At 40.1% G+C, this 13,194-nt stretch carries 10 protein-coding genes, 3 tRNA genes and 2 other RNA genes; 4 read left to right on the top strand and 11 right to left on the bottom strand.

The genetic code is table 11. From position 1 onward, the window contains the following. Positions 1-253 precede the first annotated feature (253 nt). The 5 genes from FS608_RS10015 to FS608_RS10035 form a co-directional block, all read right to left on the bottom strand. On the bottom strand, positions 254-1,528 hold the full coding sequence (locus FS608_RS10015; RefSeq protein ID WP_144549535.1) for an L-cysteine desulfidase family protein: 1,275 nt from the start codon (positions 1,526-1,528) through the stop codon (positions 254-256). Positions 1,529-1,806: 278 nt separating this feature from the next. Next, a complete protein-coding gene (locus tag FS608_RS10020; protein ID WP_144549537.1) occupies positions 1,807-2,601 on the bottom strand; it encodes an XdhC family protein in 795 nt (264 codons plus the stop codon). Positions 2,602-2,628: 27 nt separating this feature from the next. After that, positions 2,629-3,498 carry an FAD binding domain-containing protein gene (locus FS608_RS10025; RefSeq protein ID WP_144549539.1) on the bottom strand — a complete coding sequence of 290 codons (870 nt, stop codon included), beginning with the start codon at positions 3,496-3,498 and terminating at the stop codon, positions 2,629-2,631. Then, positions 3,492-3,968: a (2Fe-2S)-binding protein gene (locus FS608_RS10030; RefSeq protein ID WP_260871636.1), complete on the bottom strand. Its 477-nt coding sequence runs from the start codon at positions 3,966-3,968 to the stop codon at positions 3,492-3,494. The genes FS608_RS10025 and FS608_RS10030 overlap by 7 nt, the downstream gene beginning before the upstream one ends. Further along, complete coding sequence (locus FS608_RS10035) at positions 3,952-6,117, bottom strand: xanthine dehydrogenase family protein molybdopterin-binding subunit (protein ID WP_144549541.1); 2,166 nt, start codon at positions 6,115-6,117, stop codon at positions 3,952-3,954. The genes FS608_RS10030 and FS608_RS10035 overlap by 17 nt, the downstream gene beginning before the upstream one ends. Positions 6,118-6,877: 760 nt before the next feature. Between FS608_RS10035 and FS608_RS10045 the strand changes: the two genes are divergently transcribed. The 4 genes from FS608_RS10045 (at position 6,878) to FS608_RS10060 (ending at position 11,496) form a co-directional block, all read left to right on the top strand. Then, positions 6,878-7,540 (top strand): response regulator transcription factor, encoded by a 663-nt coding sequence (locus FS608_RS10045; RefSeq protein WP_144549544.1) that lies wholly within the window; start codon positions 6,878-6,880, stop codon positions 7,538-7,540. Beyond that, the gene (locus tag FS608_RS10050; RefSeq protein ID WP_144549546.1) at positions 7,537-8,880 is read left to right on the top strand and encodes a sensor histidine kinase; all 1,344 of its coding nucleotides are present in this window, start codon (positions 7,537-7,539) and stop codon (positions 8,878-8,880) included. The genes FS608_RS10045 and FS608_RS10050 overlap by 4 nt, the downstream gene beginning before the upstream one ends. A 21-nt stretch (positions 8,881-8,901) precedes the next feature. Beyond that, positions 8,902-9,435 (top strand): VanZ family protein, encoded by a 534-nt coding sequence (locus tag FS608_RS10055; RefSeq protein WP_144549548.1) that lies wholly within the window; start codon positions 8,902-8,904, stop codon positions 9,433-9,435. An 858-nt stretch (positions 9,436-10,293) separates the two neighbouring features. After that, on the top strand, positions 10,294-11,496 hold the full coding sequence (locus FS608_RS10060) for an MFS transporter (RefSeq protein ID WP_144549550.1): 1,203 nt from the start codon (positions 10,294-10,296) through the stop codon (positions 11,494-11,496). Here the strand turns inward: FS608_RS10060 and FS608_RS10065 are convergent. From FS608_RS10065 to FS608_RS10090, 6 genes are all read right to left on the bottom strand, one after another. Further along, positions 11,493-12,080, bottom strand: coding sequence for a nucleotidyltransferase family protein (locus FS608_RS10065; protein ID WP_144549552.1), 588 nt, complete (start codon positions 12,078-12,080; stop codon positions 11,493-11,495). The two genes, FS608_RS10060 and FS608_RS10065, sit on opposite strands and share 4 nt — an antisense overlap. Before the next feature lie 250 nt (positions 12,081-12,330). Continuing rightward, positions 12,331-12,414, bottom strand: an RNA gene (gene ffs, locus FS608_RS10070) — signal recognition particle sRNA small type. Beyond that, a tRNA-Asn gene (locus FS608_RS10075) sits at positions 12,414-12,485 on the bottom strand. Before FS608_RS10075 ends, ffs begins: the two co-directional genes overlap by 1 nt. A 32-nt stretch (positions 12,486-12,517) precedes the next feature. Then, a tRNA-Thr gene (locus FS608_RS10080) sits at positions 12,518-12,593 on the bottom strand. Between the two features lie 67 nt (positions 12,594-12,660). Further along, positions 12,661-13,022: a transfer-messenger RNA gene (gene ssrA, locus FS608_RS10085) on the bottom strand. A gap of 9 nt (positions 13,023-13,031) precedes the next feature. Beyond that, a tRNA-Ser gene (locus tag FS608_RS10090) sits at positions 13,032-13,122 on the bottom strand. Positions 13,123-13,194 lie beyond the last annotated feature (72 nt).

The following is a 13,194-nucleotide window of genomic DNA, read 5'->3' on the forward strand; positions in this document are numbered from 1 at the left end:
GTCCACCTTCTTTTTTATCAAAATTAGCAGAAAATCGATAAAATTATATAAAGACATTATATGATTTAATGAGAAAATTTATTGTTACTAATTTTCTGTTTCTTTAGATAAGGTAAGTTAAAGACGATCTAGAGTTTATTACACTGGAATACGTTAAATTAACGTTACGAAAAACACCCCTTGTATCATATAGATATCTAATACGATACAAGGAGTGTTTTTTTCTAGTTTTAATTTATTATGTTTAATATATTTATTTTTCCAGCATTAATTTTAAAATGAGTTCATCGGTTTGCCTTGTTCCTTCATTTCCTAGCTTACAAAAGCTTTCAATACTCTTTTCAACATCATCATGGATAAAACCATCCGTCGATTGGATTTCTTGATGGTTTAGTGCAAGGAGCGCTGATTGAACAGCGACATTCGAACAAGTTGAGACTTTCATAGCACATCCTGCCTTGGCCCCGTCACAAATCATACCAGAAACATTGCCGATCGTGTTTTGTATCGCTGCCTTAATTTGCTGAAGACCTCCCTCAAGTAAATAAACAATTGCCCCACTTGCGCCCATTCCTGCAGCGGTTACACCGCATAAAGCAGAAAGGCGTCCAAATTTAGATTTAATATGAATGGTTATGAGATGGCTAAGGGCAACCGCTCGAATCATCCTTTCCTCAGATACTTGTAGCTTCTCTGCCGCTGCTACAACCGGAAGGGTTACCGCAATGCCCTGATTGCCACTCCCTGTATTCGCCATTACCGGGAGTATTGAACCAGCCATTCTCGCATCTGAACCAGCGGCTGCAAGAGACATGGCCGAAGTCGCTAAATCATCGGATAAGATTCCTTTTTTCACATTTTCCTTAATTGTTTTGCCGACATTGAGTCCATAATTTCCGGAAAGGCCTTCCATTCCAATCGTTCGATTTAATTCAATACTCTTTTTTACAAGACCTAAATCAGTAAGGTCTGCTTGAAGTACCCATTCATAGATTTCATTAATCGTAAGCGCTTCTAATTCCTCTTCATCTGTTTGAATCCCAATATTTTCACAACCACCACGGTACACTGCTATACCATCCACTTCGATTAAGGTGATATTCGTATGATTATCAGAAATTATCGCTCTCGAAAGCTGCTTATCTGTTCGAACAATCACTTCAATATATAGTCTTTTCGGTGTATCTGCCTGTCCGGCTGTTACTTTACCCTCTTCAATGAGTTTTATCGCCATTCGTTCATCCTCGATTGAAAGCCCGTTTAAAACTTCTAACTGTTGATTTGGATCTCCAGACATTGCTCCAAGTGCAGCAGCGAAATCAAGACCTTTGGCAGTCATCCCTGGAATCCCGACAGACTTGGCATTTTTAATAATATTTCCGCTAGCTTTTACATTAATCTCTTCTATTTGTCCCGTTATATAACTTTTAGCCGTCGCTGCTGCCAAGGCAATTGCAACCGGCTCTGTGCAGCCAAGGGCAATCACTAATTCTTTTTCTAATATTGTTAAAATTTTGTTTTTCCCCATTATGTTCGCCACCTGTTTTTCTAAAATAACTTTTAATAAATCATACCATAATAGCGTACCTGTCACATTAAAAAAAAGGAGCATCAGCCACTAGGTGCAGTTCAAAATGAGGACGAAACAACCTGATTACACCAACAAAATGAGAATCAACAAGAAACCAAACAACCTCCCCTTTTTAAACGGGGAGGGAGGTCTACAGCAAAAACACTTACCTTGGAACTTGATTCCTGGTAAATGCTTTTATCTCAAATCATTAAACGAAACCTCAAAATTACGCCTTATCTATTCAATTGTTTAACTTTCGTCATCTTTTTTTCCTTACTTACCTTGATGATTTCCCCGATAATACTGATGGCTATTTCTTGTGTGGTTTCCGAGCCGATGAGTAAACCGATGGGAGAATGAACCTGTTCCAACAGTTCTTCACTGACCCCTTCACGTTTTAATTTTTCATAAATTGTGATGACCTTGCGCTTACTGGCGACCATGCCAACATAGGCAATCGGAAATTGCAGTGCCGTTTTTAAAACGATATCATCTCCGTCTTTTGTCACAATGACCACATATGAATTTTCATTTAGGTCCGCTGCCAGTAAGGCCTTTTCAATTTCCTCGTTCACATAAAGGTTTGTCGCATTAGGAAAGCGTTCCTTCGTACAATAACCAACGCGATCATCGACAACGCAATAAGGGATTTCAAGGAAATCCGCCAGCTTTGCCAAAGCATTGCCTAAATGCCCGGCACCGCAAAGAACGAGTTCTGGCCTGCTTTTATAGACCTCAATAAAAACTCGCAACGTCCCGCCACAATTCATTTGAATTCCGTCTTTTGCATGTTTATTTAATTTGTATTCAACGATTTTTGATTTGCCATCTTGGATCGCCTTAACACTCTCTTCGATGATATAGTGCTCAGCCAAGCCTCCTCCGACAGTGCCTTCAATCGTACCATCACGGTAAACAATCATTTTTCCAACATGCTGGGGAGTTGAGCCCTTTGATTCAATGATTACGGCTAGAGCAAAGTTTTCGTTTTGACGGTTCAGCATGGCCACCTTTTCCATCAGAAGCATGAATAGCTCTCCCCCTTCTTTTTAACATTAATTCGGTTGATATTGCTTCATGCTAAGAAAATATCGTAAAAGATTTAATGCAACAGTTTTTCTGTATAAAGCTGTGGAACGTTGATCGTCGATTGGCCGAATAATCTTCTCGAAGGCTGCCACAACCTGAGCGATGTCTGCATCGGCTAATGGTATGTTTTTTCCAATCAGCGTTTTTTCAATATCCATGGAACGAACCATCGTAGGTCCGACCGCTCCGAAAGAAAAGCGCACATCATCGATTTGACCTTCATTGATCCGGATATATCCTGCAAACCCTACTTTGGCAATGGCATCTGCATTGCGGTTGCCGACTTTCTCAAAAACAACATGAGCACCTTCTTCTAAGACGGACGGCAAGATAATTTCAGCTAAAATCTCATTTTGATGCCGCACTACCCGCCTTGGACCTTGAATAAAATCGCTAATAGCCACTACTCGATCACCATTAACGGAGCGCAACAAAAGTTTGGCATTGTATACATATAATAATGGCAGGGTGTCACCAGCCGGAGAGGCGTTGCAAATATTACCGCCTAGTGTTCCTCGGTTTCTTATTGCAGGGGCAGCAATGGTTTTAATAGCATTCTTTATTGGCAGTGGAATGAGCGGATGTTCAAGTAGTTCACTATAGGTACAGCAAGCCCCGATGTGAAGATCGTTTTGATTTTGATACACCTGCTTTAATTCGGAAAGGTGATCAATAAAAACTAGCGGTTTTGAGAATTTCAGAGGTACTCCCCTACCACTTTTGTGAAGAACCATGACATCGGTCCCTCCGGCCATGATTACACAGTCTTCACTATTCAATTGGCTCAACGTTTTGTCTAACCGTTCAAAGCGATACGTAGTTATTTTCTCTACCATAAGCCGTCACCTTTTTTAGCCGCCTGATTGATCGCATCAACAATCATATTGTAGCCCGTACATCGACACAGGTTTCCAGAAATCCCTTCACGTATTTCAGCCTCGGAAGGATGAGGGTTTTTAGATAACAACGCGGCACTCGCCATAATCATCCCTGGAATGCAATAGCCGCATTGCACTCCCCCGGCACTGGAATAGCTCTCATCTAGTATCTTAAATTGTTCCGAATCCAGTATCCCCTCAATCGTTTGAATATCCGCTCCATCAATCGAGCCAATAGGAATTAGGCAGCTGTTTTGCAGGAGGTTATTCACAAACACACTGCAGGCTCCGCACTCGCCTTCTCCACAGCCTTCCTTTGTTCCGATTAACTCAAACTCTTCTCTTATTAAATCTAGTAATCTAACTGTAGCAGGGGCGTCGGTTTCTACGGCTTTTCCATTTAGAGTAAATTTAATCAAGCTCTTCACCTTCTTTCCTCCAAAGACTCTCAATAATAACTTCAGGTGTAATCGGAATTTGCTGAAAAGAAGCTTTTAGTGCATCCTCGATTGCCGCTTGGACGGCTGGAGCACCGCCGATTAACGTCAATTCACCCGCACCCTTTGCTCCGTATGGACCATCAGCATAGGGGTTATCAAAGACCTTGCTGACAATTGGAACGACATCCAATGAAGTCGGCGGTCCATAATCGGATATGCTCTTTTGTTGGATTCTGCCTTGCTTTGAGGTCATCTTTTCTAAATAACCGTACGCTAACCCTTGAGCCAGACCACCGTCAATTTGGCCTTTCATAATCCGGTCATCGATGACCTTCCCCACTTCATAATTGCCGTATACTTTTTCTAGCTTTACATTTCCTGTTAACGTATCCACTTCCAATTCAACGATATTCACACCCCATGAATAAGCGGGGTAAGCATCTCCAGTGAAGGTTTTTTCGTTCCAAGGGATCATTTCTCGATGAACATAATGCTCCACTACTTCCTGTTCCACCCCTATTTGCCATTGGTCCTTCAGTTTTTTTGCGGCACGTTCAAGCAATTTTCCAACAATCATCGTCGTCCTCGAGGCTACGGTCGGACCGGAGTCGGGAACCTCTTTTGTATCGGGATACGGGTACAAAACTTCTTCGTACGGAAGGTCTAGTTCTTTGGCGACAATTTTAGAAAGTGTCGTCAAAATGCCTTGTCCCATATCAGAATTTGAGATTTTTAGTGATACCTTTCCGTCCTTAGATTTAAACAGTTTCACCGTTGCTTTAATATGGTCACGTTCGCCACTGCCTGTAAATCCACAGCCATGGAGGAAAAGCGAAGTTCCAATGCCTTTTTTATAACGTTGATTTTGTTGATTGTATTGCTGAAACTCTTCTTTCTTCTTTTGGTATCCAGACTGGTTGAGCAGGTCGTCAATCATATCTTCTACTAATATTGGATCGCGGAATATACCTTTGGTGATGGTGGGGTCTCCTTGTTTGACGAGGTATTTTCGTTTATATTCAAGTGGTTCGATGTTTGCCAGTTTACTAAGATGTCCCATATGACTTTCGATTCCGGCAAAGCTTTGAGGAGCACCAAAGCCTCTGAAGGCACCGTTCGGAACCGTATTGGTTTTTAAGACATAACCTTTTGCATGAAAATGCGGAATCTTATAAACACCGGCACTGTTTATTAAGGCACGCTGCAGCACGACAGAACTCAAACCCACATTCGCTCCGCCATCCAAATAAATATCCACACAAAGGCTTAAGATATTTCCTTCCTTATCTATAGCCGTTCGATATTTGAGTTTAGCAGGATGCCTTTTCGTTGTAACTACCATATCCTCAGAACGATCAAATACAAGCATCACCGACTTTTTGACTGCCTTTGCAGCAACCGCTACATGACATGCCATCATTGAAGGAAAATCTTCTTTGCCGCCAAAACCTCCGCCAGTCGGGCTTTGGACTACTCTGACTTCATCGTCACCACAGGCTAAAGCGCTTAGTAAGGCATTTTTTATATAATAAAGACACTGCATTGAACCCTGGACTTCAATTTCATCATCCTTATATATGGCGAGCATTCCTTGTGGCTCAAGGTATACATGCTCCTGATAACCCGTTTCATATTCCTCTTCGATTATTTTGTGGGCTCCTTGTTCAATCGCCGAAATGTTCTCTAAGCTTTCTCCGAATTCATAGCTTGCCATATTTACACCTGTTGTAGATTTTTGTTGGATCGCTTCGTCCAATGTATAAATAGGCTGATGTTCTTCAAAATCGACCTTTATTTCATTTAACAAACCATACAGGATTTGAAGGTCTATTCCAACGAGCATCAGAATCGGCTCACCAATATAGTTGACCCATTCATTCGCAAAAATAGGCTGATCTTCTTTGATGATTTTTACATAATTTGGTCCTGGAATATGCTCTGCTCCAACCGCCTCATATCCTTCCGGTAGTTTCGGCAACTGAATGGATTTGATCTTGCCATAAGCAATAGGTGACCGGTACAAAACCCCATAAACCATATTTTCCACTTTTACGTCACTTATATAGGGCAACTGGCCCGATACTTTACCACTATGGTCCTTTTTGGGCACTGAGATGCTTATGTCTTTTAAGTTCATTCCAACAACACCCTTCGACTCTTTTTTTTAAAGGGGGACACTTTATTAATAGAAACCTCTTCCTATGATTTTATAAATGAGAATCATATTTTATGATCATTTCATTCAAGAATTTATGATGCTTCATTTTTTTGATTGAAAATCGTCGAATTTAGACCGAACCCTGGTAGGACCCCAAATATGAATAGTGACAATGAATTCGTGTTTATAGACAAAGGTTTTGACCCTTATTTTAATGGTGGGGGTTGTATATTGATAATAAAGTCATTTAAAAACAAAAGTAAATCTCTTATTGTTATTTTGTTAATTTTCACCACACAAAAAATAAAGTTAAAAGTGATGTAAAATGAATTCGTAGATTTGAATAAATAGGAGGGAAGTTCTAATAAACAAAAAAGAAATTGAAGAATTATTTGAAGGCGTACCACCAACATTTCGGAAATTTTGTAAAGTAAGCAGTCAAAACTATAAAAATGATTGTAATGTGTTCGCTTATGCCATTACCAAAAAGATATTAACCACTAATCAATGGCACTTTGTTTTTGGTAATAAGTTTTGGTGACAGCCTCAGATCGTCGGATATAGCTTTTATGTAAGCAGGACAGGATTATAGGTGCATATCGGCTCGGCTGGACATGGGCTATTCCAGAGGATGCCGTAAAACCTGTTGATGGACGAACGAAATCCGAACGAAATAAATCTTAAAACTACAGGGAAAATACAGATTGCTTTGTTATCCTTTTTACGGAGGTATACATTTATGGATATACGAATACTGCTTGTCGAGGACGATGAGCATATTTGCAATACAGTAAAAGTCTTTTTATCTGGAGCGGGATATAAGGTGGATGCCTGTTTTAACGGGGATGAAGCGCATACCAAGTTTTATGATAACACCTATCAGCTTGTCATTCTTGACATCTTGCTGCCGGGAATGAACGGTCATGAGCTTTTAAGCGAGTTCCGTAAGCTGAATAATACGCCGGTTCTGATGATGACCGCTCTTTCCGATGATGAGAATCAAATCAGAGCGTTTGATGCGGAAGCGGACGATTATGTGACTAAGCCGTTCAAGATTCAGCTATTGCTGAAACGTGTGGAGGCGCTGCTCCGTCGCAGCGGTGCGGTGGCAAAGGAACTTCACTATGGCAAGCTGACACTTTTGCCGGAAGATTTCAAGGTTTTTTATGACGACGAAGAATTACTTTTGACTCTTAAAGAGTTTGAAATCTTAATGCTACTGGTGCAAAACAATGGCAGAACACTATCTCATGAAGTTATTTTGTCCCGCGTGTGGGGCTACGATTTTGACGGTGATGGCAGCACCGTGCATACTCACATTAAAAACCTACGGGCGAAGCTACCGGATAATATCATCAAAACAGTACGTGGAGTGGGCTACCGATTGGAGGAAACTTCATGAAAAAGAATGGGATATTTATTAAGATTTTTGCCTATACGATAGTTGCTATGCTGTTGATTGTTTTCGTAACTGCCGCATTGTTTTCAGGTCAATTCTTAACACTTTACAGAGCAGTTGAAAGGGAACAAATATTAGTGTCCTATCAGCCTTTGGTCAATAGAGTAAAAAATAGTGATTATAACGATATTCCCGCAGCAGCGCAAAGGTTTCGTGACAACAACCAATCATTTGAGTTTTGCATTATAGATGATAATGGCGGCGTGATTTACGCTACGCCCGGTGCTGATACCTCGGATAATTTCAATGGTGACTTTTACTATGTGGTGCATAATGATAAAGCCCTCGGCTATTCTGTCGTCGCCCAGACCAGACCGGGCTTAACTGCCTTTTACAATGAAATAATTGTGCGGGCATTGGTCGCGTTTGCCATTATACTCGCCCTCTGCCTTGTTTGCGCGTATGTTTTTGCACGGCAGATAACCAACCCCATCAAGCGACTGGCGGATGACGCCGGGAAAATGACAAGGCTTGAAGATGTACCGCAAAGCCTGCCTATACGCCGGGATGAATTAGGCGATTTGTCGCGTGACATTCACTCTATGTACGATAAGTTGAAAGATACCATTTCCCGGTTAGAAAATGAAATCCTGCGGGTAAGGGAAATGGAGGAAGCACAGCGATATTTCTTTACGGCGGCTTCACATGAGCTAAAAACGCCTATCGCGGCAACAAGTATCTTGCTGGAGGGTATGCTCGAAAATGTAGGTGATTACAAAGACCATCCCAAATACCTGCGCGAATGCGTGAAGATGATGGACGCGCAGGACGATGTGATTTCCGAGATACTGGAGATTGTCAACCTGAGCGATGGGAAAATCTCTCAGGCTTCTGAAAAACTGAATGTCAGACAAATAGTGGCTGACATACTGCCGGACTTTCAGATATTAGCTGAAGCAAACGGTCAGTGCATTGTTATGGACATTCCTGACGGACAAAACTGCCTTGTCGATTCTAAAATGCTTCAAAAAGCACTTTCCAATATCTTTTTGAACGCAGTACAGAATACGCCTACAGGCGGTGAAATTAGGATATGGAGCGAGCCTGCGGCTAAACAATATCGCCTTTGTATACTAAACACAGATGCAAGGATAGACGATACAGTTCTGCCTAAGTTATTTGACCCATTCTACCGTATGGATAAAGTGCGAGGTCGGAAAAGTGGGCGCAGCGGTTTAGGCTTGACCATCGTGCGGAAAACGTTGGAAGCAATGAACATTGAATATGCTTTGCAAAACGTTCCGGATGGCGTTCTATTTTGGATGGATTTGCGAAAGACATAAATAACACAAGGAGAAAAAATAATGAAATCAGAAAACCGAAATAAACTTACAATTGCATTGTTTGTAGTATATATGCTGCTGTTGACAGGCGTCATTCTCTTCAAATTACCGTTTTTTTCTTCTGAAATATCAGACGGGATACGAGTAATCAATCTGATTCCATTTCAGGGGTCTTTCGATGACAGAGGAACTATTGATTTTAGAGAAATAAGAGATAATATACTTATTTTTATCCCTTTAGGTATATATATTTGTATGCTAAAAAGCAAATGGCCTTTTATGAAGAAAGTTCTTCCAATTGTTGCTTTGACATTGGCGTTTGAAGCTATACAATTCATTTTCGCAATGGGAAGAAGCGATATTACTGATGTACTTGGCAATACGCTTGGAGGGGTAATCGGCATTGGTATTTATGCTTTATTGTTCAAGATTTTCAAAAACAGGACTGTTAAGGTTGTAAATATACTTGCCTTGGTAGTAACTGTTTGCGTAGTATTATATTTCGCCTATCTGTTTTATCTCAGCCATTTTGTTATGAGGCGTCTGCATCCCTGATGTTAGCAACCAAGCTTTATCACTTTGACCGACAGGGTTATTCCTGCCGGTCTTTTTTGATTTTCTCCGCTACAGACAAACTACAGGTTGGCTACAGGGAAAATACAAATTGCTTTGCCATAATAGGAGCATGACAAACGTAAATGTCTATTTTACGCCATACATAGGAGGACTACCGCAATGAAAATGAAAAAACTAATCGCACTCGCTTTAGCACTTTTTCTCGCCCTTCCCATATACCTGTCCAATTTTCTCCTTCTACTACCCAGAAAAAAGCACTATTAGAACATTTCAAAGCAAATATTAATTCTAGATTCGAATATAATTTAATGGAACTTTCTAATTCTTTTGATTGTAAATTCGTTTCATTAAGTCCTTTACTCCTATAACCTCCTTTACTATAATTTTAAATTAACATTAAAAAACTTTTATTTCCTCATAAAATTTATTGAAATCTCCTACGACTTTAGACGTATAGGTATGAGAAAGTCTCGTACTATTATTTCAACCAACCTGCTGGTTGATTGAAATAGGGATATTTGATTAACTTTATTGTCATTGGATCCCTGCCACATTCCAACCACCTATACCCCCCAAAATGAAAATCCGAGCTGTATTCCGCAAATAAGTTTTTAAAATTATCATTTTGGGGTATTTATTTTTCTTAGCTTGATGGGTATGAGACCGAACCCCTTTTCAGAAACTTCTTAAATGTTTTCAAATTACTTTGACTATACAGTATACTAATATTATCAATGTAACCGTATAAAAAATGGGTTTAATAAATGGATGATGGTGTTACGGGTAAAGAGGTTGAAAATGGGACCAGCTCGTAAAATCTTAAAGGACAGATGTTAAATGGAATTAAATAGTTATAAGGAGTCACAAGGGGTTTCTAAATTATGGAATTTTAATTATATTTTCATATTGTGTATCAACATTCTCAGTAATATGGCGTTTAATCTTGTTACTCCTCTATTGTCTAAATATTCTATTCATTTAGGTGCATCCTTGGGGATGTCAGGTGTGATCGTTGGTTTGTTTGCGATTACGGCGCTTGTTATTGGTCCATTTGGAGGAATTCTCACAGACCGGATCAATAAAAAACATGTCATGATCATTGCTACTATCATCAATGGCATTGCGACAATTGGTTACAGCCTATCACCCAATATAGGACTTCTGATTTTATTCCGTATCTTGCATGGAGCCAGTTTCAGTATTGCCATTGCCTCCAACCTTGCTTGGATATCTGATTTTATACCTAGAAACAGGATGGGAGAAGGGATTGGCTATTTTGGAATTAGTCAGATTATAGCGATTGCTATTGGTCCTGGAATAGGGATAGAAGCGGCAAGTCAATTCGGAATCCCCAAAATCTTCATGATGGCAGCAGCATTGCTTTTTACTGCATCGATTTGTATGTTTTTTGTTTCAACCAAGGCTCATACATTCAAAGGAAATAAAACAGTTAAAAATAAGAGAATCGGTCTAAAGGATATTATTGCATTTGAGATACTGCCGCTTTCTTTAATAGGGGGCTTGTTTTCATTAGGAAATGGGCTTGTCACCTCTTTTTTAGTTTTACTGGGAAATGAACGGAATATAAATGGAGTGGGTATCTATTTCACTGTAAATGCATTGTTTCTTCTTTTTATAAGACCCGTATCGGGAAAGCTTTATGACCGAAAGGGACTCTCTTTTATTTTGTATCCTGCATTATTATTTGGCTGCATCGAATCATTGTTATTAGGGTTTGCCAATTCGCTATGGATGATCATTTTAGCTGCTATTTTTAAAGCATTGGGCCAGGGAATCGGACAGCCTGCACTGCAGGCAGAGTCTCTTCGAAAATTAGGCAGTCAAAGAACAGGAGTGGCTTCGAGTACTTTCTATATTGGAGCGAGTATCGGGCAAGGATTTGGTCCTTTGCTTGGCGGAGGTTTTGCTTCTCTATTTGGATATCAAGGAATGTTTAACGTTAGTGCCGTTCTCATGATATCTGGTATTTTTGGTTATGCCATATACAATAAAAGTACGCAACCTGCTGATTCTAATTAAGCTTTATCATAATAATCAAGGGCCTTTTGGTAATCCTCCTGGGTATCAACATCCATTAATATTCCTGGATCATCTACATTCATGTATTTCTTTTCGAAACCGCCCAGGACCGCACGCAAATTACTTTCTGGATTGGTTTCGAGAATTTTCTGTTGCACTTCACTAGATAATTTTATAGGGTGACCACCTTTAAAGTTAAAGCTGGGAATAACTACATTCCCTTCTTGTTCTACAAGTAACTGAACCGTCTCTTTTTTTACTAGTGGACAATCTCCGGGTGCGATAAAGAAGGTTGAGGCATTTACTTCGTTGCAGCCCTTTTGTATAGACGTAAACATTCCCTGGTTAAAGTTTTCATTATAAACAAATTTGACCTGAAATGAATAGACACTCTTACTTCTGATTTTTACAATTTCCTCTTTGATAATTTCCGCTTGGAACCCAGCCACGACGATGGCTCTGCTGCATATTCCTTCAAATTTTGAAAGGGTTTGCTCCAATACAGTCATTTGCCCGAGTGGCAACGTCATTTTATATGCATTCGCACGGCTGGAGTATCCAGCAGCTAGGACGATTGCTTCCATTTTTGTCACCTTCTATATATGATTATTTAATTAATTTATTTACCTTGACTCCATGTTTGCCATTGCGGTCTAAGACAATCTTTAATGATATACATTAACTCCTTAAGAACATTGCAAAGCGTCTAACTGGCGCTTTTTTTCTTTCATTGATAATTTTATTCGTTTACTAATAATAAAATCACCATCCACAAATATGGATGGTGATTGATATGTTAGATATTAGTTTTTGAAAGTAAGTTTGTAGAGAGCTATGTAATAGCCCACACAATTTCAATAGTTATGGCTGCTGCGTTCCCGCCCTGACCAGTTTCCTAGTGTCTTTGTTGGACTAAACTCCGCAGGTAGGACTCGAACCTACGACCGATCGGTTAACAGCCGATAGCTCTACCACTGAGCTACTGCGGAAAAATAAGTTATTTTGCTAGCGCAAAAAACTATGGTGCCGGCTAGAGGACTTGAACCCCCAACCTACTGATTACAAGTCAGTTGCTCTACCAATTGAGCTAAACCGGCATAATACTTAAGTAATATTTACATAATAATCGGATAATGAAGTTTTTTCAAGATATTTTTTTAATTTTAGTGGAAATGACGGGAGTTGAACCCGTGTGCAAAGATATAGGCACTTATACATCTACGAGTGTAGTCAGTAGAATTGATTTCACTTACTTCGTTAGCCTACTGACAGGCGTTGAAGCAGCTAGTCTGGTTCGTCTCTTCCTTCATCCTCAGACGGTGGAATTCGGCGTAGTCCACTTCATTTGAGTCCCTTACCCTACCACATGGACGATGGAGGGAGGAACCGCTATCGTCTGTTATTAGGCAGCGAAAGCGAAGTTGTTGTTTTGTTTGCCAGTTATAGGCTTTATCGTTTTAACGAGGCCGAATCCCTCGACTCGCAATATAAGCTCAAACTATCCCTGTCGATACCAAAACATCCCCATAATATAATGGCAGAGAAGAAGGGATTTGAACCCTCGCGCCGGTTACCCGACCTACACCCTTAGCAGGGGCGCCTCTTCAGCCTCTTGAGTACTTCTCTGTAATGAAAGTTTACTCGTAAGTCCGTTAAGAACTTACAAGAGAAATATATCATGTCTGCCAAATGGAAGAT

It is taken from the genome of Bacillus sp. X1(2014) (assembly GCF_007678255.1).